The sequence below is a fragment of the Streptomyces sp. SAI-135 genome, assembly GCF_029893805.1.
Taxonomy (GTDB): domain Bacteria; phylum Actinomycetota; class Actinomycetes; order Streptomycetales; family Streptomycetaceae; genus Streptomyces.
On the sequence record NZ_JARXYP010000002.1, the window covers coordinates 7,336,817 to 7,362,188 of the forward strand.

23 protein-coding genes are annotated in these 25,372 nt (G+C 71.1%); 10 read left to right on the top strand and 13 right to left on the bottom strand.

Going from position 1 to position 25,372, the window contains the following annotated elements:
* Nucleotides 1-37: 37 nt before the first annotated feature.
* The 4 genes from M2163_RS37530 (at nt 38) to M2163_RS37545 (ending at nt 3,324) form a co-directional block, all read left to right on the top strand.
* Entirely contained in the window at nt 38-1,507 is a 1,470-nt protein-coding gene (locus M2163_RS37530) for an AlkA N-terminal domain-containing protein (RefSeq protein WP_280897375.1), read from the top strand.
* Between the two features lie 19 nt (nt 1,508-1,526).
* Nucleotides 1,527-2,009 (top strand): methylated-DNA--[protein]-cysteine S-methyltransferase, encoded by a 483-nt coding sequence (locus M2163_RS37535; protein WP_280896217.1) that lies wholly within the window; start codon nt 1,527-1,529, stop codon nt 2,007-2,009.
* 122 nt (nt 2,010-2,131) lie between these two features.
* A complete protein-coding gene (locus tag M2163_RS37540) occupies nt 2,132-2,920 on the top strand; it encodes an FHA domain-containing protein (protein WP_280896218.1) in 789 nt (262 codons plus the stop codon).
* 20 nt (nt 2,921-2,940) lie between these two features.
* Nucleotides 2,941-3,324, top strand: a complete 384-nt coding sequence (locus M2163_RS37545) for a hypothetical protein (protein WP_280896219.1) — start codon at nt 2,941-2,943, stop codon at nt 3,322-3,324.
* Here the strand turns inward: M2163_RS37545 and M2163_RS37550 are convergent, their stop codons facing one another.
* The 3 genes from M2163_RS37550 to M2163_RS37560 all read right to left on the bottom strand — a co-directional run bounded on the left by M2163_RS37550 (nt 3,325) and on the right by M2163_RS37560 (nt 6,171).
* On the bottom strand, nt 3,325-4,062 hold the full coding sequence (locus M2163_RS37550) for a Sir2 family NAD-dependent protein deacetylase (protein WP_280848455.1): 738 nt from the start codon (nt 4,060-4,062) through the stop codon (nt 3,325-3,327). It abuts the gene before it with no gap.
* Nucleotides 4,063-4,148: 86 nt separating this feature from the next.
* The gene (locus M2163_RS37555; RefSeq protein WP_280848454.1) at nt 4,149-4,643 is read right to left on the bottom strand and encodes an NUDIX hydrolase; all 495 of its coding nucleotides are present in this window, start codon (nt 4,641-4,643) and stop codon (nt 4,149-4,151) included.
* Between the two features lie 454 nt (nt 4,644-5,097).
* Nucleotides 5,098-6,171 carry an ADP-ribosylglycohydrolase family protein gene (locus M2163_RS37560; RefSeq protein WP_280896220.1) on the bottom strand — a complete coding sequence of 358 codons (1,074 nt, stop codon included), beginning with the start codon at nt 6,169-6,171 and terminating at the stop codon, nt 5,098-5,100.
* Nucleotides 6,172-6,339: 168 nt separating this feature from the next.
* Here M2163_RS37560 and M2163_RS37565 point away from each other — a divergent pair, with 168 nt between their 5' ends.
* Nucleotides 6,340-7,458 (top strand): glycerate kinase, encoded by a 1,119-nt coding sequence (locus M2163_RS37565; protein WP_280897376.1) that lies wholly within the window; start codon nt 6,340-6,342, stop codon nt 7,456-7,458.
* Nucleotides 7,459-7,488: 30 nt separating this feature from the next.
* Here M2163_RS37565 and M2163_RS37570 read toward each other — a convergent pair whose 3' ends face one another.
* Entirely contained in the window at nt 7,489-8,685 is a 1,197-nt protein-coding gene (locus M2163_RS37570; RefSeq protein ID WP_280848452.1) for a helix-turn-helix domain-containing protein, read from the bottom strand.
* Nucleotides 8,686-8,887: 202 nt separating this feature from the next.
* On the opposite strand from M2163_RS37570, the gene M2163_RS37575 reads away from it, so the two are divergent.
* From M2163_RS37575 to M2163_RS37595, 5 genes are read left to right on the top strand one after another with little or no spacing between them, the layout of a single operon-like run.
* Nucleotides 8,888-9,682, top strand: coding sequence for an ABC transporter ATP-binding protein (locus tag M2163_RS37575; RefSeq protein WP_280848451.1), 795 nt, complete (start codon nt 8,888-8,890; stop codon nt 9,680-9,682).
* A gap of 5 nt (nt 9,683-9,687) precedes the next feature.
* Nucleotides 9,688-10,452, top strand: a complete 765-nt coding sequence (locus M2163_RS37580) for an ABC transporter ATP-binding protein (RefSeq protein WP_280854048.1) — start codon at nt 9,688-9,690, stop codon at nt 10,450-10,452.
* Nucleotides 10,449-11,339 (top strand): branched-chain amino acid ABC transporter permease, encoded by an 891-nt coding sequence (locus M2163_RS37585; RefSeq protein ID WP_280848450.1) that lies wholly within the window; start codon nt 10,449-10,451, stop codon nt 11,337-11,339. The genes M2163_RS37580 and M2163_RS37585 overlap by 4 nt, the downstream gene beginning before the upstream one ends.
* A 22-nt stretch (nt 11,340-11,361) precedes the next feature.
* Nucleotides 11,362-12,414, top strand: coding sequence for a branched-chain amino acid ABC transporter permease (locus M2163_RS37590; protein ID WP_280854047.1), 1,053 nt, complete (start codon nt 11,362-11,364; stop codon nt 12,412-12,414).
* Entirely contained in the window at nt 12,411-13,682 is a 1,272-nt protein-coding gene (locus tag M2163_RS37595) for an ABC transporter substrate-binding protein (RefSeq protein WP_280896221.1), read from the top strand. Before M2163_RS37590 ends, M2163_RS37595 begins: the two co-directional genes overlap by 4 nt.
* 528 nt (nt 13,683-14,210) lie before the next feature.
* Here M2163_RS37595 and pssA read toward each other — a convergent pair.
* The 9 genes from pssA to M2163_RS37640 all read right to left on the bottom strand — a co-directional run bounded on the left by pssA (nt 14,211) and on the right by M2163_RS37640 (nt 25,118).
* A complete protein-coding gene (gene pssA / locus M2163_RS37600; RefSeq protein WP_280854046.1) occupies nt 14,211-15,029 on the bottom strand; it encodes a CDP-diacylglycerol--serine O-phosphatidyltransferase in 819 nt (272 codons plus the stop codon).
* A gap of 22 nt (nt 15,030-15,051) precedes the next feature.
* Nucleotides 15,052-15,708, bottom strand: a complete 657-nt coding sequence (locus M2163_RS37605) for a phosphatidylserine decarboxylase (protein WP_062036837.1) — start codon at nt 15,706-15,708, stop codon at nt 15,052-15,054.
* A gap of 170 nt (nt 15,709-15,878) precedes the next feature.
* On the bottom strand, nt 15,879-17,084 hold the full coding sequence (locus M2163_RS37610; protein WP_280896222.1) for an acyl-CoA dehydrogenase family protein: 1,206 nt from the start codon (nt 17,082-17,084) through the stop codon (nt 15,879-15,881).
* Between the two features lie 5 nt (nt 17,085-17,089).
* On the bottom strand, nt 17,090-17,596 hold the full coding sequence (locus M2163_RS37615; RefSeq protein ID WP_053848017.1) for a MaoC family dehydratase: 507 nt from the start codon (nt 17,594-17,596) through the stop codon (nt 17,090-17,092).
* Between the two features lie 5 nt (nt 17,597-17,601).
* Complete coding sequence (locus tag M2163_RS37620; RefSeq protein ID WP_031475710.1) at nt 17,602-18,561, bottom strand: CoA ester lyase; 960 nt, start codon at nt 18,559-18,561, stop codon at nt 17,602-17,604.
* Nucleotides 18,558-20,585 (bottom strand): protein meaA, encoded by a 2,028-nt coding sequence (locus M2163_RS37625; RefSeq protein ID WP_280848447.1) that lies wholly within the window; start codon nt 20,583-20,585, stop codon nt 18,558-18,560. Before M2163_RS37625 ends, M2163_RS37620 begins: the two co-directional genes overlap by 4 nt.
* Before the next feature lie 18 nt (nt 20,586-20,603).
* On the bottom strand, nt 20,604-21,941 hold the full coding sequence (gene ccrA, locus M2163_RS37630) for a crotonyl-CoA carboxylase/reductase (protein ID WP_280854045.1): 1,338 nt from the start codon (nt 21,939-21,941) through the stop codon (nt 20,604-20,606).
* Nucleotides 21,942-22,336: 395 nt separating this feature from the next.
* On the bottom strand, nt 22,337-23,152 hold the full coding sequence (locus tag M2163_RS37635) for a TetR family transcriptional regulator (RefSeq protein WP_280848446.1): 816 nt from the start codon (nt 23,150-23,152) through the stop codon (nt 22,337-22,339).
* Nucleotides 23,153-23,312: 160 nt separating this feature from the next.
* Complete coding sequence (locus tag M2163_RS37640; protein WP_280848445.1) at nt 23,313-25,118, bottom strand: 3-hydroxyacyl-CoA dehydrogenase; 1,806 nt, start codon at nt 25,116-25,118, stop codon at nt 23,313-23,315.
* Nucleotides 25,119-25,372: the final 254 nt, after the last annotated feature.

Here is a 25,372-nt window from a genome sequence, read left to right on the forward strand (position 1 = left end):
CTGCCGCGTGCTCGATGCTGGACGCATGCAGACGGGGATGTACACCGAGACCGAGCGCTGTGTGCGCGCCGTGCAGTCCAAGGACGCACGGTTCGACGGATGGTTCTTCACGGCGGTCCTGACGACCCGCATCTACTGCCGGCCGAGCTGCCCGGTCGTCCCGCCCAAACCCGAGAACATGACCTTCTACCCGAGTGCGGCGGCCTGCCAGCAGGCGGGCTTCCGCGCCTGCAAGCGGTGCCGGCCCGACACCAGCCCGGGCTCGCCCGAGTGGAACCAGCGCGCCGACCTCGTGGCCCGCGCGATGCGGCTGATCGCCGACGGCGTGGTCGACCGCGAGGGCGTGCCCGGCCTCGCCGCCCGCCTCGGTTACAGCACCCGGCAGATCGAACGCCAGCTCCTCGCCGAACTCGGCGCCGGCCCGCTCGCCCTCGCCCGCGCCCAGCGTGCCCAGACAGCGCGGCTCCTCATCGAGACGACCGCGCTCCCGATGGCCGACATCGCCTTCGCGGCCGGCTTCTCCGCGATCCGCACCTTCAACGACACCGTCCGCGAGGTCTTCGCGCTCGCCCCGAGCGAGCTGCGCACCCGCGCCGCGAGGAGGACCGCGCCGGACACCCCCGGCTTCCTGTCCCTGCGGCTGCCGTTCCGCGCCCCCCTCAACCCCGACAACCTCTTCGGCCACCTCGCGGCCACGGCCGTCCCGGGCGTGGAGGAGTGGCGCGACGGCGCGTACCGGCGCACCCTGCGACTGCCGTACGGACACGGCGTCGTGGCCCTCACGCCCCGCCCCGACTACATCGCCTGCCGGCTGACGCTGAGCGATCTGCGCGACCTGACCGTCGCCATCAGCCGTTGCCGCCGGATGCTCGACCTGGACGCCGATCCGGTCGCGATCGACGACCAGCTGCGCACGGACCCGCTGCTCGCGCCGCTGGTGGACAAGGCGCCCGGCCGGCGGGTCCCGCGCACGGTCGACGAGGCGGAGTTCGCCGTACGGGCCGTGCTGGGGCAGCAGGTCTCCACGGCGGCGGCCCGTACCCACGCGGCCCGACTGGTCACGGCCCACGGCGAGGCCGTCGACGATCCCGAGGGCGGCCTGACCCACCTCTTCCCGGCCCCCGGGGCGCTCGCCGCGATCGACCCCGCCTCGCTCGCGATGCCCCGCACCCGCCGTTCCACCTTCACCACTCTCGTCAGTCAACTGGCGGACGGATCACTCCGGTTGGGAGTCGAGCAGGACTGGTCCGAGACCCGGGCCCGTCTCCTCGCTCTTCCCGGCTTCGGCCCCTGGACGGCCGACGTCATCGCCATGCGCGCCCTCGGCGACCCGGACGCCTTCCTCCCGACCGACCTCGGCATCCGCCGCGCCGCCCAGGAGCTGGGCCTGCCCTCGACCCCGGCCGCGCTGACGGCCCGCGCGGCGGCCTGGCGGCCCTGGCGGGCGTACGCCGTCCAGTACCTGTGGGCGACCGACAGCCACCCGATCAACTTCCTTCCCGTATGAGCCCGTACAAGGACGTTCCGTGAAACAGCACACCGTGATCGACAGCCCCTACGGCCCGCTGACCCTCGTCGCCGACGACGGCGTCCTGTGCGGCCTCTACATGACCGACCAGCGCCACCGGCCGCCGCAGGAGAGTTTCGGCGCGCCGGACGACGGGTGGGCCGAGGAGGCCGCGGACCAGCTGCGGGCCTACTTCGACGGCGAGTTGAAGGAGTTCACCCTGGAACTGCGCCTGCACGGAACCCCGTTCCAGCGCACGGTCTGGGAACAGCTCCGCAGGATCCCGCACGGCGAGACCCGCACCTACGGCGAACTCGCCGACGCCCTCGGCAACCCCAGGGCCTCCCGCGCGGTCGGCCTCGCCAACGGCAGGAACCCGATCGGCATCATCGTCCCCTGCCACCGCGTGGTCGGCGCCGACGGCAGCCTCACGGGATACGGCGGCGGCCTGGAACGCAAGCAGCGCCTGCTGGATTTCGAGCGGGGCGCGGCGCTGTTCTGAACGCCGGGGCGCTCTCCTGTTGTGCGGTGTATTGTGGTGATGAATGGCAGGTTCTGCGCGGGTTACGAATAAACCGCCACGGATAAAATGATTCCTCCGTCCACTCTCACGGGGGTGGGATCATGGCGAGTCCTGCAGATCGCTCCGGTCCCCAGCTCACTTTCATTCATCCATCGCACCTGTACGGATCACCACTCCGCCTTTCGGCCGCCAGGTCGGTCCTCGGCCGGGATCCCGGCTGTGACATTCGGATAGACGATCCGTACGTGAGCGGCAGGCACGCGCTCCTGAGTCGTTCGGGCGCGACCGTGGTCCTGGAGGACCTCGGTTCCGCCAACGGCACATCGGTGAACGACCGTCGTCTTGCCGCCCCACAGACGCTGCACGACGGTGACGTGCTCACCCTGGGAAGCGCGCGCATCCGCTACGAATGGCCCGGCAGCGCCGAGCGGGAGCGGGAAGCCGCGCTGGGCACCGTCGTGATGCCGGCGGTGGGCCGTGCCCCGCGATTCGATGTGGGCCAACAGTACGGCGCCCACATCAACAACGTGGGCGGGCACCAGTACGTCGATCAAAGGCAGGAGAGCTTTCTCCGGCAGGTCGCGGCGGCTCGCACGCGGGCCCGCAGAATCATTCTGTTCGGTTTCCTGCTCTTCCTGGGCGGCTTCGCCGTGTTCGCCTACGGAATTCTGCGGTTCATGGGCCGTATCGGGGATCCCGTGTCCGAGAATCCCAATGAATGGCCCGACCCGGGAGACATGTTCGGCACGGAGATCGGTGGGTTTCCGGTGTTCCTTCTCGGTTGGGCCGTCGCAGGCGTCGGCACGGTCCTGATGATGACCGGGCTGGTGATGCATGTCATCGCCGCGTCCCGGCAACGCTCGTTCGACGCGGCCGTGCGCCGCCAGTGACGCAGACGAGGGGACATCCCGTGAGCTTCAACATCGGCAGCCAACAGGGCAACATCAACAACGTCGCCGGTGACCAGACCATTCACGGCGGCCAGCACGGACAGTTCGCGATGACCACGGATCCGCGTGCCATGCTCGGTCTGCTGCGCGCGGAGCTCGACCGGCTGGCCCTCCCGCCCCAAGTCGCGAGCCAGGTGCACACCGAGGTCGCGTCCCTCGATGCCGAACTCGCCTCCCCCTCCCCGGATCGCACCACCATGGCCGAGCGTCTGGTGCGGATCACCAGGCTGGTGACCGCCGCGGGCGCGGCCGTCACCGCCGGCGGAACCCTCGCGGGAGCCCTGTCCTCCCTGGCGGGCTGGCTGGGACCGGTCGGCGAATCCGTCCTGCGGGCCATCGGGTAGTCACTGCCCCCCGAGCGACCCGATCCTGTGCAGGAGTTCGGGCAGCGCCGTGCCGATCGGCTCCCGGATCACCTCGTCGGCGCGGTCGTCGTACGGGGTCGGCTCGGCGTTGACGACGACGAGACGGGCGCCGTGGTCGGCGGCGACACCCGCGAGGCCCGCCGCCGGCTGCACCTGGAGCGTGCTGCCGACCGCGACGAAGACCTGACATGCCTTGCTGATCGCGACCGCCTCACCGAGCACGACGGGGTCCAGACGCTCGCCGAACATCACGGTCGCCGACTTGAGGATGCCGCCGCACTCCAGGCACGGCGGATCCGCCTCCCCGGCCCCGACCCGGGCGAGCGCGTCCTCCATCGGGCCGCGGGCGTGGCACTTCGTGCAGACCACCTGCCGTGCGGTGCCGTGCAGTTCGAGAACCTTGCGGGCGGGCATCCCGGCGAGCTGGTGCAGCCCGTCCACGTTCTGCGTGATCACCCGCACCGGCACCCCGGACCTCTCCAGCTCGGCCACCGCCCGGTGCGCCGCGTTGGGCTCGGCCGCCGACGCGCCGCTCGCCCGCCGCATCTGCCACGACCGGCGCCGGATCTCCGGATCGCCCATGTAGTAGTCGTACGTGACGAGCTTCTCCGCCTCGGGATCCGTCTTCCACAGCCCGTTGGGGCCGCGGTAGTCGGGGATCCCGGAGTCGGTGGAGATGCCGGCGCCGCTGAGCAGGGCGACGAGGGGCTTGGCCATGGCGTCGAGGGTAGGACGGGTGATCCGGATCGGGCGAACGGATATCCGACCGCCCGCCTCCTGCCCGGTCACCGAGCCCGTCCGCGTCAGCCCACCCGATGACCGTTCTCCAGCTCCACCGTGCCCGACCCGTCCGTCAGCGCGTCCAGCGCGGCCAGCACGCGGCGGCCGAGGGCTCCGGGCAGATGATCGAGGAGCTCCGCGCGCGGGACGAGGCGCCAGGACAGCAGTTCCTCCTCCTGGAGGCGGATCGCCTTGAAGTCGTCCTCGGTGAGCACACCGCCGTCGTAGAGGTAGGCGACCAGCGGCGGGCGGGCCGTCCCGTGCACCCAGTCCACCGCGAGCAGCCGTCCGAGCGCGCGGTCCAGCCCGATCTCCTCGGCGGTCTCGCGGCGGGCGCCCTGACGCGGGGTCTCGCCGTCGTCGGACTCGATGGTGCCGCCCGGGAGCGCCCAGCCCTCACGGTAGTTGGGCTCGACCAGGAGGACCCGGCCGTCCGCGTCCCGGAAGAGCGCGGCGGCTCCGGCGATGATGCGGGGGAGACCGGCGATGTAGGTGGCGAAGTCCTGGGTGGTGGTCATCCTCGAAGGGTAACCAGCCCCCGGGGCCGCCCGGACGCCGCTCAGCAGCAGGTACGGGCACGGCGGTCGCCCGTGGCCGGTCGGCACCGGGGTCGAGGGGACGGACGCACCGGTAGCACTGGGCGGCTCGCGAGGTGTCACGCACGAGCACACCGACGGTGACTGTGCGCCCCTCGCGCTCCACGGCGCCGACCTCGTACGCCTGTCTCGGGAGGGCGAACGCCTGCCGCAGGCCCGTGCTCGTCAGGTCCTTCGCGGGCCTGCCGGGCCCGGAAGCCGATCTGCTCGTCCGGCCGGCACACCGTGTCGTCGCGCGTGCCCGCCTTCGCCGTCCAGGTCCCGTCCGCCGCCCAGGTCCAGGTGAAGCCGACACGCGCCCGCCGCAGCACCGACGCGAGCGCGTCCTGCCGACACTCCCGTCATCCATGCCCCGACCCTGGATCGCGACGGGCGCTCAGGTCTCCGTCTCCGCCAACCGCAGCGTCCGCTCGGCCAGTTCGCTGATGTGCACCCCGTCGAACCCGAACACCGCGCTGCGCACCCTGTCCTCCAGCGGGTCCTTCCACTGGTCCGGGATGGCGTCCGCCCCGGTGAGGACCCCGGCCACCGAGCCGGCGGTCGCGCCGTTGGAGTCGGTGTCCAGGCCGCCGCGGACGGTGAGGGTGATGGTGCGGGTGAAGTCGCCGTCGCCGTACAGCAGTCCGGCGGTCAGGACCGCGGCGTTCGGGACGGTGTGGATCCAGCCGAGCCCCGCGGTCTCCTGCGCGACCGTGGTCAGCGTGTCCTCCCAGGTCATCCGGGTGTCGTGCAGGGACGACACCCTGCGGACCGTGCGGGCGAGGCGGCTGCCGGCGGGGATCACCGCGAGCGCCTGGTCCACCGCCTGCCGCACGGTCCCGGCGGTGAACGCCGCCGAGATCAGCGCCGCCGCCCACATCGCCCCGTACACGCCGTTCCCGGTGTGCGAGAGCACCGCGTCCCGGCGGGCCAGCGAGGCGGCCCGGCGCGGGACACCGGGGGAGGTCCAGCCGTAGATGTCAGCGCGGATCAGCGCCCCGATCCACTCCTGGCAGGGGTTGTCGTACGTCGCCGTCAGCGGCGGTTTCAGCCCGTTGGCGAGGTTGCGGTAGGCGGCCCGCTCCGCGGTGAACGTCTGCAGGTACGGCAGCCTCAGCAGCCACAGGTCGCCCACCTGCTCGGTGCTGAAGCCGAAGCCGTGGGTCTCCAGCAGGTCCAGGCCGAGGATGGCGTAGTCGACGTCGTCGTCACGGCAGCTGCCGTGGATGCGGCCGCGCACGCACTCGCGCCACTCGGGCCGCAGCTCGAAGCCGTCGCTCTCGCCGACGGGCTCGGGAAGGTAGTCGGTCAGGGGCAGCGCGGCCGCCTGCCGCAGATAGCGGTCGATCCGGTCCCGTGTCCACAGGTCGCCCTGCTCGACCGGCTTGCCGAGCATGTTGCCCGCGATCCGGCCGAGCCAGCCCCCGTGGATGCGGTCGGCGAGCTCTTGCTCAGTGCCCACAAGGGTCATAGCTCCGGTTTACCCCATTCCGGAGCACCGCACAGAGGGTTCGCAGGGCCTTCTCAGGGTCTGGGCCGCGCATGACGCCGGGGTGCGTCTCCGGTTAAGGTCGCAGCGGCGCGACTGGCCTTGACGTGCGTGAGGCCCGGAGAGCAAGGGGAAGACGTGACACAGCGCGTGCTCATCGCCGCGGACAAGTTCAAGGGCTCGCTCACGGCCGTGCAGGTCGCCGAGCGGGTGACGGCCGGGCTGCGCCGGGTCGTGCCCGACCTGGAGGTCGAGTCGCTGCCCGTCGCCGACGGCGGCGACGGCACCGTGGCCGCGGCGGTCGCGGCCGGTTTCGAGCGCCGGGAGGTGGCGGTCGCGGGTCCCCTCGGGCAGGAGACCACCGCCGCCTTCGCGGTCCGCGGGGACACCGCCGTCGTCGAGATGGCCGAGGCCAGCGGTCTGCAGCGGCTGCCCGCGGGCGTTTTCGCCCCGCTCACGGCGTCGACCTACGGCTCCGGCGAGCTGCTGCGCGCCGCGCTGGACGCCGGCGCCCGCACGATCGTGTTCGGCGTGGGCGGCAGCGCCACCACCGACGGCGGCGCGGGCATGCTCTCCGCGCTCGGCGCCCGCTTCCTGGACGCCGACGGCGAGCCGGTGGCCCCCGGTGGCGGCGGCCTCGCCGAACTGGCCTCGGCCGACCTGTCGGGCCTGGACCCGCGGTTCGCGTCCGTCGAGTTCATCCTGGCCAGCGACGTCGACAACCCGCTGACCGGGCCCAAGGGCGCCCCCGCGGTCTACGGTCCGCAGAAGGGCGCCTCCCCGGACGACGTGGAGGCCCTGGACAGCGCCCTCGCCCACTACGCGAAGGTGCTGGAGGACGCCGTCGGCGCGAAGGCCGCCGAGTACGCCGCCTCGCCGGGTGCGGGCGCGGCCGGCGGCATCGGCTACGGCGCCCTCCTGCTCGGCGCCGCCTTCCGCCCCGGCATCGAGGTCATGCTCGACGTCCTCGGCTTCGCGCCCGCGCTGGAGTGGGCGGACCTGGTGATCACCGGTGAGGGCTCCCTCGACGAGCAGACCCTGCACGGCAAGGCCCCGGCGGGCGTCGCCGCGGCGGCCCGCGCCAAGGACAAGGAGGTGGTCGCGGTGTGCGGCCGCCTCGCCCTGCCCCCGGAGGCCCTCGGCCGGGCCGGCATCCGCCGCGTCTACCCGCTCACCGACGCCGAGCCCGACATCCGCAAGTGCATCTCCGAGGCGGGCCCGATCCTGGAGGACGTGGCGGAACGGATCGGCCGGGACTTCCTGGTCTGAACCGGGTGCCGAGGGGCGCCGGCCCGCCCCTCACCCCCGCGCCCCCGACAGCCGGTACGCGTCCAGCGCCAGCGTCATCTCGATCAGGTCCCGGGGCCGTGCCAGTGAGCGGGACGTGAGCTGTTCCAGCCGCCGCAGCCGGTTGAAGACCGTGTTGCGGTGGCAGTACAGCCGTCCGGCGGCGCGGCCCGCCGAGCCCTCGCAGACCAGCCACACGTCCAGGGTCTCCAGGAGCACGGCACGGTCGGCGGGCTCCAGTTCCAGGAGCGCGCCGAGCACGTCCGTCACCAGCCGGTCGGCGAGCTCGGGCTGGCTCACCACCAGCGCGGTCGGCATCCGCTGGTCGAGCCGTACGACCGCGGTGGCGTCCGGGGGACAGGTGCGCAGGGCCAGCTCGGCCAGGCGCCGGGCCCGCCCCAGCTCGGCCAGCCCCGGCACCACCGGACTGATGCCGCCCGGCCCCGAGCAGCGCCCCTCCAGCGCCCGCGCCACGCCGTCCAGGCCCTGACCGGGCGAGAGGGCGACGACCCCGATCTCGCAGTCGGCGCGCATCCGCCAGATGAACCGGAACCCGGCTCCCCGCAGCGGCTGCCCGTGCGCGTCCCGCCGTACCGCCCGCAGCACCACCACCGCGTAGGGGCCGTGCTCCGGCAGGTCGAGTCCCGCGGCGGCCCGCGCCGCCAGCCCCGGCGTCGCCTGCCCCTCCAGCAGCGCGTCGAGCAGCGCCTGCAACTGTTCGTCGGTCCGCCGCCGCAGCTCCGCCTCGGTCGCCCGGTACGCCTCCGACGCCGCCTGGGTCTGCGCGTCCACCGCCGACCACACCACCGTCGCCGACCGCATCAACGCCGCGAGCCGCTCGGGTTCCCGCCCGGCGACGCCCTCCACCAGCGCGTCCCACACCAGATAGCCGGCGTTGCGGTAGGCGTGCACCAGCAGATCCAGCGGCAGCCCCTGCTGCGCCCGGCGCCGGCCCAGGTCCTCGGCGTGCTCCAGGTCGCGGCGGGGCGATTCCCGCGGCGCCGACAAGGTCTCGACGCCGATCCGGATCGCCTCCTCCGCCTCCCGCCACTGGAGGTCGGCGGGGAGCACCCCCGCGTACACGGGGGAGTGCTCGGCGAGTTGCCGCAGATGCTCGTCGACCAGCTCGGGCACCCCCTCCAGCAGAGCCGTGCAGGACTCCGCGAGCAGTTTCCAGTCGTGGCCGGTCCGCAGTCTTCGCCCACCCATGACCGGAGGATGCCATCGGGACGAGCCCGCGCACAGGCCCCTGACACGCGGTCTTGTGCGCACGCACAACCGTGGCACCGGCCTGCTGGGCACCCGCAGCGATTCCGCCGCGGGCCGTGGACGCACGCCCGCGCCGGGTGCTGGGGTGAGCGCCACACCGAGCCACACCGAGTTCACACCCAGTCGGACAAGGGGGGAGTCCATGACCGGAGCCGGACTGGTCGTCCGCGACCTGTCGGTCGGATACGGCCCCGTGCGCGCCCTGCGCCGGGTGTCCCTGGAGGTGCCCGAGGGCACCGTGGTGACGGTCCTGGGCGGCAACGGCGCGGGCAAGTCCACGCTGCTGCGCGCGATCAGCCGGACCCTCGCCTTCCACGGCGGCGCGGTCACCGAGGGCACGGTCACCCTGGACGGCCGCCGCCTCGACGGCCTCCCGCCCGACCGGGTGGTGGCCGCCGGGGTCTGCCAAGTACCCGAGGGCAGAAGGGTGTTCGCACGTATGACGGTCGCCGACAACCTCCGCGCGGGTGCCCTCGGCGGCACCCGCGCGGGGCGCTCCGCCGCTCTCGACCGCGTCCACGAACTCTTCCCCGTCCTCGCCGAACGCGCGGGCCAGCGTGCCGGGCTCCTCTCCGGCGGAGAGCAGCAGATGCTCGCCGTGGGCCGCGCCCTGATGGCCGCCCCGCGCGTGCTGCTGCTCGACGAACCCTCCCTGGGCCTCGCCCCGCTCATGGCCCAGCGGATCGCCGACACTGTCCGCGAGATCAACGCCCAGGGCACGTCCGTCCTCCTCGTCGAGCAGAACGCGGCCCTCGCCCTGCGGCTCGCCACGCGCGCGTACGTCCTGGAGGTCGGCGAGGTCACCCTGTCCGGCCCGGCCGCCGAACTGGCCGCCTCCGACGAGGTCCGCCGCCGCTACCTGGGCGTGGTCGACGAGGACGCGGCGGCCGACGCGGACCGGCCGGCACAACGCACGCTCACGAGATGGAGAGGCTGACCCCGATGGACCCCCTGGAGGTGCGCGGGCTGACCGTCCGCTTCGCCGGGCTCACCGCCCTCGACGACGTCGGCTTCACCGTGCGTCCCGGCACCGTCCACGCCCTCATCGGGCCCAACGGCGCCGGAAAGTCCACCTGTTTCAACGTCCTGTCCGGTGTCTACCGGGCCACCGCCGGCAGCGTCCGCCTCGGCGCGCACGAGCTCACCGGCATGCCCGCGCACCGCATCGCCGCCCTCGGTGTCGCCCGCATCTTCCAGAACCTCGCGCTGCCGCCCCGCGCCTCCGTCGAGGACTGTCTGCTCCTCGGCCGGCACCGGCTCACCCGCACCGGCTTCCTCGCCGCGGGACTGCGGCTGCCGTCGGCGGCCCGCGAGGAACGGGTGCATCGCGAACGCGTCAGGGAGATCGCCGAGTTCGTCGGCATCGCGGACTGCCTGGCACGGCCGGCGGGCTCCCTGCCGTACGGGCAGCAGAAGCTCGCCGAACTCGCCCGCGCGCTGTGCATGGAACCCCGGCTGCTGCTCCTCGACGAGCCGGTCGCGGGCATGACCGCCGACGAACGACGCCGGACGGCCGCGGTGATCGCGGGTGTCCGCGACTCCCTCGGCATCTCGATCGTGCTGGTGGAACACGACATGGGGGTGGTGATGCGGCTCGCGGACGCGGTGACCGTACTGGACTTCGGGCGCCGGATCGCCGACGGCGCCCCCGCCGACGTACAGAACGATCCGGCCGTCGTGGAGGCGTACCTGGGAGCCGCGTCATGAGCACCTTCGCCGAGATCCTGCTGAACGGCCTCTCGCTCGGGTCGGTGTACGCGCTCATCGCGCTCGGCTTCGTGGTGATCTTCCGGGCCACCGAGGTCGTCAACTTCGCCCACGCCTCCCTGCTGCTCGCCGGCGGGTACGTCACCGCGACCCTCCACGACGACCTCGGGTTCTGGCCCGCCCTGCTCGTCGGGATCGCGGGCGCCGCGCTCGTCGGGGCCGCGGTGGAGTTCCTGGTGATGCGGCGCTACCGGGGCAGCGACCACAGTGTCCTCGCCATCGTCACCATCGGCGTGGACATCCTGCTCACCACCGAACTGACCCGCCGTATCGGCACGGACGTCCTGGCGCTCGGCGACCCGTGGGGGGACGCCGTGCTCAAGCTCGGGCCGATCTCCCTCGCGCACACCAGGATCGCCGCGTTCGTCGCCGCCGCGCTGCTCATCACCGCGTTCCTGCTGGCGTTCCGGTACACCTCGTGGGGCGTGGCGATGCGGGCGGCCGCGGAGAGCTCGGAGACCGCCGCGCTGATGGGCGTGCGGCTGGGCCGGGTCTCGCTGGGCGCCTGGGCGGTGGCGGGCGCGCTCGCCGCCGTGGCCGCCCTGTTCCTCACCGTGTTCCCGACGCCGGGTCTGGAGCGGGCCACCTCGCTGGCCGCGCTCAAGGCGTTCCCGGCCGCCATCCTCGGCGGGCTGGACTCGACGACGGGCGCCCTGGTGGGCGGTCTGCTGGTCGGCGTCACGGAGTCCCTCGCGACCGGCTACCAGAGCGATCTCACCTTCCTGGGCCGGGGCCTGGGCGACCTCGCCCCCTACCTCGTGATGGTCGCGATCCTGCTCATACGGCCCGCCGGGCTGTTCGGCACGAAGGAGCTCGCCCGTGTCTGAGGCGCTCGTGAAGCCGTTGCGGATGGTCCGCACGCGCGCGTGGCTGTGGGGTGCCGGGGCCGTCGTCCTGCTCGCCCTGCCCTTCTACCTGGACCGCTTCTGGCTCCAGGCCGGCCTGTTCGCGATGGCCGCCGCCATCGGCGCGATCGGCATCAACCTCCTCACCGGCGCGACCGGTCAGCTCTCCATGGGGCACGCCTTCTTCCTCGCCGTCGGCGCCTACGGCTACTGCGTGTTCGCGGCGGACGGCGGCGACGGACTGACCGGCCTCGGGCTGCCCACCTGGCTCGCGGCCGTGCTCGCGGTGCTCGTCGCGGGCGCCGCGGGCGGCCTGTTCAGCCCCATCTCCGGGCGGCTCAGCGGCGCCTACCTGGGCATCGCCACGCTCGCGCTGGTCTTCATCGGCCAGCACGTGATGTTCAACGCCCACGACCTGACCGGCGGCGCCAACGGCCGTGACGTCCCGCCGCTGAGCCTGTTCGGCCTCACCTTCGACGACCGGGAGCTCCTCGTCGCCGCCGTGCCGTTCGGTTCGGCCGAGAAGCTCTGGTACGCCGGTCTCGTCCTGCTGGCGGCCGGCGCCCTCTTCGCGCGGGGCGTCCTGCGCGGCCGGCCGGGCCGGGCCATGAACGCGATCCGCGACCACCGCATCGCCGCCGGCGTGCTCGGCGTGCCGGTCGCCCGGCACCGGGCCGCCGTCTTCGTGCTGTCGTCGATGTACGCGGGCCTCGCGGGCGTCCTGCTCGCGCTGGTCTTCCAGCGGACGGTCCCCGACTACTTCGGCATCACGCTCTCGCTCGAGTACCTCGCGATGATCGTCATCGGAGGGCTCGGCTCGGTCTCGGGGGCGGTGGCCGGGGCCGTGTTCGTGTCCCTGCTGCCGCAGCTGCTGACCCGCTACAGCGACGCGCTGCCGCTGGTCTCCGCCCCCGGCACGGGCGGGATCGCACCGGGCGAGGCATCCCGGTACCTCTACGGCGCCGCCGTCGTGCTGGTGGTGCTGTTCCTGCCCGGCGGCCTGGTCGGGACGGCCGTACGGCGTCGAGTCACAACCCACCCAGCGGAGGAACGATGATCAGGACGTACGGCGCCAGGGCCGCCGCGGGCGCGCTCGCCGCGCTGCTGGTGCTCGCCGGATGCAGCTCGAAGGCCAAGGACTCCGACGAAGGAGACGGCGGCAAGGGGGCCGCGGGCGGTGTGAAGACCGGGGAGGGCATCTCCGGGAAGACGATCACACTCGGCGCGCTCACCGACATGACCGGCGTCTACGCGACCCTCGGCAAGAGCGTCACCCAGGCCCAGCAGCTCTATGTGAAGCAGCTCAACGCCGCCGGAGGCGTCTGCGGCTACAAGCTGGACCTCGCGGTCCGCGACCACGGCTACGACCCGCAGAAGGCCGTCTCCGGCTACACCGAGCTGGAACCGAAGGTGCTGGGCTTCACCCAGTTCATCGGCTCCCCGTTCGTCGCCGCGGTCAAGCAGCGCGTCGACGGCCAGGACAAGGGCCTGGTGCTCCCGCAGGCCTGGTCGTCCGCGCTGCTCGGCAGCCCCTACATCCGCGTCATCGGATCCACCTACGACATCGAGACGATGAACGCGATCGACTTCCTGATCAAGGAGAAGGGGGTCGGGAAGGGCGACAAGATCGGCCACGTCTACTTCGAGGGCGACTACGGCGAGAGCGCGCTGGTCGGCTCGAAGCACATCGCGAAGGAGGCCGGGCTGACCGTCGTCGAGCAGAAGATCAAGCCCACCGACAACGACATGACCGCCCAGGTCACCGCTCTCAAGCAGGCGGGCGTCAAGGCGATCGTGCTCAGTGCGGGTCCGCGGCAGGCGGCCTCGCTGGTCGGGGTGGCGGCGGCGAGCGGCTTCGCCGTACCGGTCATCGGCAACAATTCGGCGTTCGCACCGCAGCTCCTCGCCACCCAGGCGGGGCCGGCCCTGATGAAGAACTACTACGTGGCCTCGCCCTCGCTCCCCATCGGCGCGGACACCCCGCGGGCGAAGAAGCTGGTCGCCGACTACCGGGCCGCCTACCCGAAGGACGCCCTGGACAACGGCATCGTCGCCGGCTGGACCGCCGCGGCGGCGTTCGGCGAGGCCCTGAAGGAGGCCTGCGCGAACAAGGACCTGACGCGGGCAGGCGTGGGCAAGGCCCTGCTGTCGATCGACTCCTACGACATCGGCTTCGGCGTCATCCAGAACTTCACCGACCCCAAGGCCCCGTCCTCCCGCGAGAGCGTGATCCTCCAGCCCGACAAGAGCGTCACGGGCGGCATGAAGGTCGTACGCGAGGCGGGGGCGTCGAAGGCGGCGGAAGGGTACACACCGGGATCCTGAGCACCGCACCCGCACACCCGAGGGGCCCGGCCCGGCAGCGGTCCGGGCCCCTCGGCAGTACGTACAACGGTCGGGCGCGACGGCAGCCGCACCGCCCGTGCCTCGCGCCGGTTGCCGGGGAGGTGGCGGAGGGGTGCATGCCGGGGCCTGGGCATCGGGTGCGCGTACGGCGGAGGGGCCCGGCCCGGCAGCGGTCCGGGCGGCCTCTCGGCCGTGCAACGGTCGGGCGTGACGGCAGCTGTGGCGCCTGTGCCTCGCGCCGGTTGCCGGGGAGGTGGCGGTGGGGTGCATGCCGGGGCCTGGGCATCGGGTTCGCGTACGGCGGAGGGGCCCTGACCGGCAGTGGTCCGGGCGGCCTCTCGGCCGTGCAACGGTCGGGCGTGACGGCAGCTGTGGCGCCTGTGCCTCGCGCCGGTTGCCGGGGAGGTGGCGGAGGGATACGCGCCGGGGCCTGGGCATCGGGCGCGTACGGCGGAGGGGCCCGGACCGATGTCGGTCCGGGCCCCTCGCTGGTACGACGGTCGGGCGCTACGGCAGCTGCGCCGCCCGTGCCTCGCGCCGGTTGCCGCGGAAGTTGTTCACCCGGCGGGCCGTGGCGAACAGCGGGATCACGGCGCCCATGACGAGCTGGAGCGCGCAGCCGGTCTGGAGCAGGAGCTGGCCGCTCGGGGCACCGAACGCCCAGGCCGCGAGCAGACCCATCGCCAGCACGATCCAGGAGAGCATCGCCACCGCGAGCCGCCCCCGCGGCTTCGGGTACTCCACCCGGCTCACCATCAGCCACGCGGTGCCCAGGATCGCCAGCAGCGTCGCCACGAAGGGCAGCTCAAGGAGCACGATCGCGACCACCGTGAGCGCGCCGAACGGGGACGGCATGCCCTGGAACATGCCGTTCGCCACCGTCACGCAGGAGAATCTGGCCAGCCGGAGGACCACCGCGAGCAGCACCACCACGGCACCCACCGCCGCCACCCGCTGCGAGGCGTCGTCGGCGACCATGCCGTAGACGAGCACGAAGTAGGCCGGCGCGAGGCCGAAGCTGATCAGGTCCGAGAGGTTGTCCAGCTCGGCGCCCATCGGCGAGGAGCGCAGCTTGCGCGCCACCAGGCCGTCGAAGAGGTCGAAGACCGCCGCGCACAGCATCAGGATGACCGCCGTGGCCGCGCTGTTGCGCGCCATGCCGGACTCCTGGCTGTCGGTCAGGTGCGGGATCAGGATGCCGGTGGTGGTGAAGTACACCGCCATGAAGCCGCACGTGGCGTTGCCGAGGGTGAGGGTGTCCGCTATCGACAGGCGGAGAGAAAGAGGCATCTCCTCGTCGTCGTCGACCTCGTCGGCCTCGGGCACCCAGCCCGCCTGTGTCTCGGGATCAATCACGGTCAATGCGAGTCACCCCAGCCACCGTCTTCTCGCCGACCTCGACCGCGACCTCCACGCCTTCCGGCAGGTAGATGTCGACGCGCGAGCCGAACCGGATCAGACCGATGCGGTCACCCTGCTCGACCTTCGTCCCCTGCGGGATGTACGGCACGATGCGACGGGCCACCGCGCCGGCGATCTGGATCATCTCGATGTCACCGAGCTCGGTGTCGAAGTGCCAGACGACGCGCTCGTTGTTCTCGCTCTCCTTGTTGAACGCCGGAACGAACCCGCCGGGGATGTGCTCGACCGAGGTCACCGTGCCGGAGAGCGGCGCGCGGTTGACGTGGACGTTGAGCGGGCTCATGAAGATCGCGACGCGGGTGCGCCCGTCCTTCCACGGCATGATGCTCTGCACCACACCGTCGGCGGGCGAGATGACCCGGCCCGGGGCGATCTCGCGCTCGGGGTCGCGGAAGAACCACAGCATGCCCGCCGCCAGCGCGGTGGCGGGCACGGCGACGGCCTTGGCGGCGCCCGACTTGCGCGCGCGTACCAGGCTCAGTGCTGCGGTGGCGACGGTCGGGAGGAGCCACGGCGATGCTCCGCGCGCGAGGCGTACGCCTGCCAGGCTGTCGCGAGGTGCAGAGGTTTGGCTGTGGGGCATGGATGACCTTCGTAGCGGATGATGCCGCGCACTAGACGGGGGACGGCGGCTTTCCGGGATCGTACCGGTCGCGGGCCACAACTGGGCAAGCCAGGAAGCCGAGTCGGCGGCTGAACCGTGGGAACGGGGTGTGATCTTCTTCTCCAAGAAAACACCCCGTATCCGGACATCTAGCCCTGGAACCGATACTCTTCGAGCAGCCTGCGACCGATGATCATTTTCTGGATCTCGGCGGTACCTTCACCGATCAGCAGCATCGGAGCCTCACGGTAGAGGCGCTCGATCTCGTACTCCTTGGAGAAGCCGTAGCCGCCGTGGATCCGGAAGGCGTCCTCCACGACCTCCTTGCAGTATTCGGAGGCGAGGTACTTCGCCATCCCTGCCTCAAGGTCGTTTCGCTCCCCGGAGTCCTTTTTGCGAGCCGCGTTGACCATCATCGCATGCGCGGCCTCGACCTTGGTAGCCATCTCGGCCAGCTTGAACTGAATCGCCTGGTGCTGGGCGATCGCCTTGCCGAAAGTGTGACGCTGCTGGGCGTACTGGACGCCCAGTTCGAAGGCACGCTGAGCGACGCCGCAGCCACGCGCCGCCACATTCACGCGGCCGACTTCCACTCCGTCCATCATTTGGTAAAAACCTCGGCCGGTGACCCCGCCGAGCACCCGATCGGCGGGAAGCCGCAGGCCATCCATGATCAGCTCAGTGGTGTCGACCCCCTTGTAGCCCATCTTGTCGATCTTCCCGGGGATGGTGAGGCCGGGGCGGACCTCTCCGAAGCCGGGCTCCTTCTCGATCAGGAAGGTCGTCATGGACTTGTGGGGCGCGGTGCCCTCGGGGTGTCCTTCATCACTTCGGACGAGAACGGCGACCAGACTTGACGTTCCGCCGTTCGTCAGCCACATCTTCTGGCCGTTGAGGACGTATTCGTCACCGTCCCTGACCGCCTTGGACGTGATGGCGGACACGTCCGAGCCGAGGCCCGGCTCCGACATCGAGAAGGCGCCCCGGATGTCGCCGGCAGCCATCCGCGGCAGGTAGTGGTCCTTCTGCTCCTGCGTGCCGTGCTGCTTGAGCATGTACGCCACGATGAAGTGGGTGTTGATGATGCCGGACACCGACATCCAGCCGCGGGCGATCTCCTCCACGCACAGCGCGTACGTCAGGAGGGACTCGCCCAGACCGCCGTACTCCTCGGGAATCATCAGGCCGAACAGGCCCAACTCCTTGAGCCCGTCGACGATCTGCTGCGGGTACTCGTCGCGGTGCTCCAGCTCGGTCGCGACCGGGATGATCTCCTTGTCCACGAAGTCGCGGACGGTGGACAGGATCTCCTGCTGGATGTCGGTCAGACCGGCGGTCTGGGCGAGGCGTGCCATCGGGCTCAGCCCTCCTGAAGTTCCGGGCGGCCGGGCTGCTCGCCGCCGCGCTCCTTGATGTAGGTCTCGGTGGGCACCATGACCTTGCGGCGGAACACGCAGACCAGCGTGCCGTCCTGCTTGTAGCCCTTGGTCTCGACGTACACGATCCCGCGGTCGTTCTTCGACTTGGAGGGCCACTTGTCGAGCACGGTCGTCTGGCCGTAGATCGTGTCGCCGTGGAAGGTCGGCGCCACGTGCTTCAGCGACTCGATCTCCAGGTTGGCGATCGCCTTGCCGGAGACGTCCGGCACGGACATGCCGAGCAGCAGGGAGTAGATGTAGTTCCCGACCACGACGTTCTTGCCGAAGTCCGTCGTCTGCTCGGCGTAGTTGACGTCCATGTGCAGCGGGTGGTGGTTCATGGTGAGAAGGCAGAAGAGGTGGTCGTCGTACTCCGTGACCGTCTTCCCGGGCCAGTGCTTGTAGACCGCCCCGACCTCGAACTCCTCGTAGGTGCGTCCGAACTGCATCGCGCTCAGGCCTCCGGGATCTCGAACTTCGACGTGCGCTGCATGCCCGCCGCACGCCCCTTGCCGGAGATGACCAGCGCCATCTTGCGGCTGGCCTCGTCGATCATCTCGTCGCCGAGCATCGCCGAGCCCTTCTTGCCGCCCGCCTCGGACGTGTAGTAGTCGTACGCGTCCAGGATCAGCTCGGCGTGGTCGTAGTCCTCCTGCGAGGGCGAGAAGATCTCGTTGGACGCCTCGACCTGGCCCGGGTGCAGCACCCACTTGCCGTCGAAGCCGAGCGCGGCGGCGCGCTGGGCGACCTCGCGGTAGCCGTCGATGTTGCGGATCTGGAGGTAGGGGCCGTCGATGGCCTGGAGGTTGTTGGCGCGGGCCGCCATCAGGATCTTCATCAGGATGTAGTGGTAGGCGTCCGCCGGGTAGCCGGGCGGCTGCTCGCCCACGACCAGCGACTTCATGTTGATGGACGCCATGAAGTCGGCCGGGCCGAAGATGATCGTCTCGACGCGCTGGGAGGCGGTCGCGATCTCGTTGACGTTGTTGAGGCCCTGCGCGTTCTCGATCTGCGCCTCGATGCCGATCTTGCCGACCTCGAAGCCCATGGTCTTCTCGATCTGGGTCAGCAGCAGGTCGAGCGCGACGATCTGCTCGGCCGTCTGCACCTTCGGCAGCATGATGCAGTCGAGGTTCTGGCCGGCGCCCTCGACGACGGTGACGACGTCGCGGTACGTCCACTCGGTCGTCCAGTCGTTGACCCGCACGACCCTCGTCTTGCCGGTCCAGTCGCCCTCGTTGAGGAACTTGACGATGGTGTGCCGCGCCTCGGGCTTGGCGAGCGGGGCGCACGCGTCCTCCAGGTCGAGGAAGACCTGGTCCGCCGGGAGGCCCTGCGCCTTCTCCAGGAAGCGCGGGTTCGAGCCCGGTACCGCCAGGCAGGAGCGCCGCGGGCGGAGACGGTTGACGGTCATGCGGGGACCTCCAGGGGGTCGAGCTTGTTCGCGTTGCGGATCTCGTCGACGATCCGGCCGATGATTCCGGTGATGTCGAAGTCCTTCGGGGTGAAGACCGCGGCCACTCCGGCTGCCCGCAGCTGCTCGGCGTCACCATTCGGGATGATGCCACCGGCGATCACAGGTATATCTGTGGCACCGGCCACACGGAGTCGTTCCAGGACGTCCGGCACCAGCTGGGCGTGCGAGCCGGACAGGATGGACAGGCCCACCGCGTGCACGTCCTCGGCGAGAGCCGCGTCCACGATCTGCTCCGGGGTCAGCCGGATGCCCTGGTAGACCACCTCGAAGCCGGCGTCACGCGCGCGGACGGCGATCTGCTCGGCCCCGTTGGAGTGCCCGTCCAGGCCCGGCTTGCCGACCAGGAAGCGGAGCTTGCCGACGCCGAGGTCCTTCGCCGTGAGGTCGACCTTGCGGCGGACCCCGGCCATCGCCGAGCCCTCCTCCGCGGGCACCGCCACCGGCGCCGAGGAGACACCCGTGGGCGCCCGGAACTCGCCGAACACCTCCCGCAGGGCCCCCGCCCACTCGCCGGTCGTCACGCCCGCCCGGGCGCACTCCAGGGTGGCCTCCATGAGGTTGTCCGTGCCCTTGGCGGCCTCCTTCAGCCGCTCCAGCGCCTTGCACGGGCGCGGGTGGTTGAAGGGCGGCTGGTAGCGGGTGTCGCGCCAGTGCTGGAGCCCCGCGATCACCCGCGCCTCGACGGCCGGGTCCACCGTCTGGATGGCGGTGTCCAGGTCGGCGGTGAGCGGGTTCGGCTCGGTCGTCTCGAAGATGTTGACGCCGATGATCTTCTCCTGCCCGGACTCGATCCGGGCCCGGCGCTCGGCGTGCGAGGAGACGAGCTGCGACTTGAGGTAGCCCGACTCGACGGCGGCCATCGCGCCGCCCATCTCCTGGATCCGCTCGATCTCCGCGAAGGACTCCTCGACCAGCTTCGCGACCTTCGCCTCGACGACGTGCGAGCCCTCGAAGATGTCCTCGTACTCCAGCAGGTCGCTCTCGTACGCCAGCACCTGCTGCATCCGCAGCGACCACTGCTGGTCCCAGGGCCGGGGCAGACCGAGGGCCTCGTTCCAGGCCGGCAGCTGGACGGCACGCGCGCGTGCGTCCTTCGAGAGGGTCACGGCCAGCATCTCAAGCACGATCCGCTGGACGTTGTTCTCCGGCTGCGCCTCGGTCAGCCCGAGGGAGTTGACCTGGACGCCGTAGCGGAAGCGGCGGTGCTTGGGGTTCTCGATGCCGTAGCGCTCCCGCGTGACCTGGTCCCAGATGCGGCCGAAGGCGCGCATCTTGCACATCTCCTCGATGAAGCGGACACCCGCGTTCACGAAGAAGGAGATCCGGCCGACGACGTCGCCCATGCGCTCCTGCGGCACCTGGCCGGAGTCCCGGACGGCGTCCAGGACCGCGATGGCCGTCGACATCGCGTACGCGATCTCCTGGACCGGCGTGGCGCCCGCCTCCTGCAGGTGGTAGCTGCAGATGTTGATCGGGTTCCACTTCGGGATGTGGGAGACCGTGTACGCGATCATGTCGGTCGTCAGACGGAGGCTCGGTCCCGGCGGGAAGACGTGCGTCCCGCGGGAGAGGTACTCCTTGACGATGTCGTTCTGGGTCGTGCCCTGGAGCTGGGTGACGTCCGCGCCCTGCTCCTCGGCGACGACCTGGTAGAGCGCCAGCAGCCACATGGCGGTGGCGTTGATCGTCATCGAGGTGTTCATCTGCTCCAGGGGGATGTCCTGGAACAGCCGGCGCATGTCACCGAGGTGCGCGATCGGCACGCCGACCCGGCCCACCTCGCCGCGGGCGAGGATGTGGTCGGAGTCGTAGCCGGTCTGCGTCGGCAGGTCGAACGCCACCGACAGACCGGTCTGGCCCTTGGCGAGGTTGCGCCGGTACAGCTCGTTGGACGCCTCGGCCGTGGAGTGGCCGGCATACGTGCGCATGAGCCACGGCCGGTCCTTCTGACGCTCTGTCATCTATGGCCTCCGCGGTCCTCAGATGTTCCGGAAGCGGTTGATGGCGTCGATGTGCTGGGCGCGCTTCTCCTGGTCGCGCACGCCCAGGCCCTCCTCGGGGGACATGCACAGCACGCCGACCTTGCCCTGGTGGAGGTTGCGGTGCACGTCGTAGGCGGCCTGGCCGGTCTCCTCCAGGGAGTAGACCTTCGACAGGGTCGGGTGGATCTTGCCCTTCGCGATGAGCCGGTTGGCCTCCCAGGCCTCGCGGTAGTTGGCGAAGTGCGAGCCGATGATCCGCTTCAGGGACATCCACAGGTAGCGGTTGTCGTACTCGTGCATGTAGCCCGAGGTCGAGGCGCAGGTGGTGATGGTGCCGCCCTTGCGGGTGACGAAGACGGAGGCGCCGAAGGTCTCGCGGCCGGGGTGCTCGAAGACGATGTCGATGTCCTCGCCGCCGGTGAGTTCGCGGATGCGCTTGCCGAAGCGCTTCCACTCCTTCGGGTCCTGGGTGTTCTCGTCCTTCCAGAACTTGTAGCCCTCGGCGTTGCGGTCGATGATCGCCTCGGCGCCCATCGCCCGGCAGATGTCCGCCTTCTGCGGCGAGGAGACGACACAGATCGGGTTGGCGCCGCCGGCGAGCGCGAACTGCGTGGCGTACGAGCCGAGTCCGCCGCTCGCGCCCCAGATCAGGACGTTGTCGCCCTGCTTCATGCCGGCGCCGTTGCGGGAGACGAGCTGGCGGTAGGCGGTGGAGTTGACGAGCCCGGGGGCGGCCGCCTCCTCCCACGACAGGTGGTCGGGCTTGGGCATCAGCTGGTTCGACTTGACCAGCGCGATCTCGGCCAGGCCGCCGAAGTTGGTCTCGAAGCCCCAGATGCGCTGCTCGGGGTCGAGCATCGTGTCGTTGTGGCCGTCGGACGACTCCAGCTCCACGCTCAGGCAGTGCGCGACGACCTCGTCACCGGGCTTCCAGGCGTTGACGCCCGGGCCGGTGCGCAGGACCACGCCCGCGAGGTCGGAGCCGATGATGTGGTACGGCAGGTCGTGCCGCTTGGCCAGCTCGTTGGTGCGGCCGTAGCGCTCCAGGAAGCCGAAGGTCGACAGCGGCTCGAAGATCGAGGTCCACACCGAGTTGTAGTTGACACTCGATGCCATGACGGCGACGAGCGCCTCGCCCGGGCCCAGCTCGGGCAGGGCCACCTCGTCGAGGTGGATCGACTTGCGCGGGTCCTTGTCGCGGGTCTCCAGACCCGCGAACATCTCCGTCTCGTCCTTGTGCACGGTGATCGCGCGGTACGAGTCGGGGAGCGGCAGGGCGGCGAAGTCGGCCGGCGTCGAGTCCGGCGACTGGATCGCGTCCAGGATGTCCTTCACGGTCACGGTGTTGCCTCCGGCGAATGGCGTCTTGAGGGGAGACGCTGAGGGTTACGTCGGTGCCGTCGGTTCGGCGGTCATGCAGTGCGGCAGCGCTTTGTGGCGCGGGAGGTTGCCTGTGACGCAGGCGTCCGGGCGGGCAGCTCGATGAGTTGCTGGGACAGCCGGCGTGCGAAAGGTCTCTGCACGCCGGCCGCCCGGACTCCTTCAACGTAAGACACCGCGTGCCACCGTGCAAGGCACTGAGTGCCAGAGATTGCCCTCAGATGAAATCTTTACGTAACAAATGAGCGATGATCGATCGAACGCGGCTGGAGAGATGGCTGAAAAGGGTCACTGACATGCCAAAACGGCCACCCCGAAGGGTGGCCGTCATCACAGCGTCGACGAGCTGCTCAGCGCTCCTTGAGCGCGTGCTCGATGGCCCGCATCACTTCGTCGAGCGGTGCGTCGGTGCGGGCGACGGTCACCAGTACCTCGCCCTGGGACGTCACCGAGGCGGGAGCCGGCCGCGTCGGGGCGGTGGTGTCCCGCCCCGCTCCGATACCCGTCCCGAAGGTCTTGCGCACGATCGCGAAGGCGTGGTCCAGCTGCGCCTCGACGTCCCCCTGTCCGCCGGCCCGCAGCCAGCGCCGCAGCACGTGGTTGTGCGCGGTGACGACGGCCGAGGCGGCGACCTCCGCCAGCAGGGGGTCGTCGTTGGCGTCGTCGTCATGGGCGTGCTCGTCGAAGTGCCCCAGCAGATACCGCGTGAACAGCCGCTCGTAGCGGGCCACCGACGCGATCTCCGCCTCCCGCAGCGTCGGCACCTCGCGTGTCAGCTTGTAGCGGGCGACCGAGATGTCCGGCCGGCCCGCGTACATCTTCATGACCTCCTTGATGCCGCGGCACACCGTGTCGAGCGGGTGCTCGTGCGCGGGGGCCGCGTTCAGCACGGCCTCCGCCCGGATCAGGGTGTCGTCGTGGTCGGGGAAGATCGCCTCTTCCTTGGAGCGGAAGTGGCGGAAGAAGGTGCGGCGGGCGACACCGGCCGCGGCCGCGATCTCGTCGACGGTCGTCGCCTCGTACCCCTTGGTGGAGAACAACTCCATCGCGGCGGCGGCCAGTTCTCGGCGCATCTTGAGCCGCTGGGCGGCCGCGCGACTGCCTGCGGCACTCTCCGGCGCGTCGGGCGTGGCTGGTGTACGGGACGACCTGGCGGGCTGGGACATGACCCGAACGTACTGCATGTGCGCAGGTTGGCGCGCGTGTCCGGGGTTTGTCCCGCCCGGACCCGGCAGGGAGCCGCCGGGTCCCGCGGGCGGGGAGGGACTGCCCGGATCGAGCAGTCCGCCCCAGTCCTCGCCGCCGGTGAACCAGTCGCCGACGTGCTCAGCGGCGGGCATATTCGCGGAAGCCACGGCCGGTCTTGCGGCCGAGGCAGCCCGCGGCCACCAGGTGCTCCAGGAGCGGGGCCGGAGCCAGACCCGGGTCGCGGAACTCGCGGTGCAGGACCTTCTCGATCGCGAGCGAGACGTCCAGGCCGACCACGTCGAGCAGCTCGAAGGGGCCCATCGGGTAGCCGCCGCCCAGCTTCATCGCCGCGTCGATGTCGTCGAGGGACGCGTAGTGCTCCTGCACCATCTTGATCGCGTTGTTGAGGTACGGGAAGAGCAGGGCGTTCACGATGAAGCCCGCGCGGTCGCCGCAGTCGACCGCGTGCTTCTTGATCCGCCCGCAGACCTCACGGACCGTGGCGTGGACGTCCTCGGCCGTCAGGACCGTGCGGACGACCTCGACCAGCTTCATCGCGGGCGCCGGGTTGAAGAAGTGCATGCCGATCACGTCCTGCGGGCGCGAGGTGGCGCGGGCGCAGGCGACGACGGGCAGCGAGGAGGTCGTGGTGGCCAGGACCGCGCCCGGCTTGCAGACCTTGTCCAGCGCCTGGAACAGCTGCCGCTTGATCTCCAGGTCCTCGGCGACGGCCTCGACGGCCAGGTCGACGTCCGCGAACGCCTCGTAGGAGCCCGCCGCGGTGATCCGGTCCAGGGTCTGCGCGGCCGCCTCGGCGGTCATCCGGCCCTTGTCGACAGAGCGGGAAAGCGACTTGCCGATACGGGCCTTCGCCGTCTGCGCCTTCTCCTCGCTGCGGGCGGCGAGGACGACCTCGTAGCCGGCCTTGGCGAAGACCTCCGCGATGCCGGACGCCATGGTGCCGGAACCGGCGACCCCGACCGAACGGATTTCACGGCCGGCGACCTTCTCGGTGCTTTCCAGGGGCGTCAGCGCGTCCCGCACGACCGTCGCGCTGCCCGGGGCCTCGTAGGTGTAGAAGCCGCGTCCCGACTTACGGCCCGTCAGACCCGCCTCGCTGAGCTGCTTGAGGATCGGGGCGGGGGCGTGCAGGCGGTCGTGGGACTCGGCGTACATGGCTTCCAGGACCGTGCGCGCGGTGTCGACGCCGATCAGGTCGAGCAGGGCGAGGGGCCCCATGGGCAGACCGCAGCCGAGCCGCATCGCCGCGTCGATGTCCTCGCGGGATGCGTACTTCGCCTCGTACATCGCGGCCGCCTGGTTGAGGTAGCCGAACAGCAGCCCGTCGGCGACGAAGCCGGGCCGGTCGCCGACCGCGACGGGCTCCTTGCCGAGGTCGAGGGCGAGGTTGGTGACCGCGGTGACGGCCGCCGGGGCGGTGAGCACCGAGGAGACGACCTCGACCAGCTTCATTGCGGGCGCCGGGTTGAAGAAGTGCAGGCCCAGGACCCGCTCCGGGCGGGCCGAGTCGGCGGCCAGACGGGTCACGGACAGGGCGTTGGTGCCGGTCGCGAGGATCGTCTCCGGGCGCACGATCGCGTCGAGCTCGCGGAAGATCTGGTGCTTGATCTCGTACGACTCCGGGGCCACCTCGATGACGAGGTCGGCGTCGGCCGCCGTGCGCAGGTCGGTGGAGGTGCGGACACGGGCGAGGACGTCCGCGCGCTCCTGCTCGCTGAGCCGGCCGCGCTCCACGGCACGGGCGGTCGCGGCCTCCAGGGTGGCGACGGCCTTGGCGGCCTGCGCCTCGCTGATGTCGATGCCGACGACCTCGCGGCCGGCCCGGGCGAGGACCTCGGCGATGCCGGTGCCCATGGTGCCGAGGCCGACGACGGCGATCGTCCTGAGCGGGGACAGAGAGGGGTCGGACAGGGGAGTGGCCATCGCGGAACTCCAGGAATGAGGGTGACGACTGGGAGCGCGAACCGGTACGCCGCAAGGCGCACCGGGCGCGGGAGAAACTGCTGGATGCGGGTGTTGCCGGGCTGCGAGCGCACACGCCCGGACCGTGCTCGCGGGCATCGCACATGCCCGCAGAACGGTGGAACCGACCGGCCCTGTCCCTGGCCGGGTCGTGCTGGTGGTACCCGAGGTACCGAACCGACTTCTCTCGCGGCGGCTGCGTCACCAGGCCACCG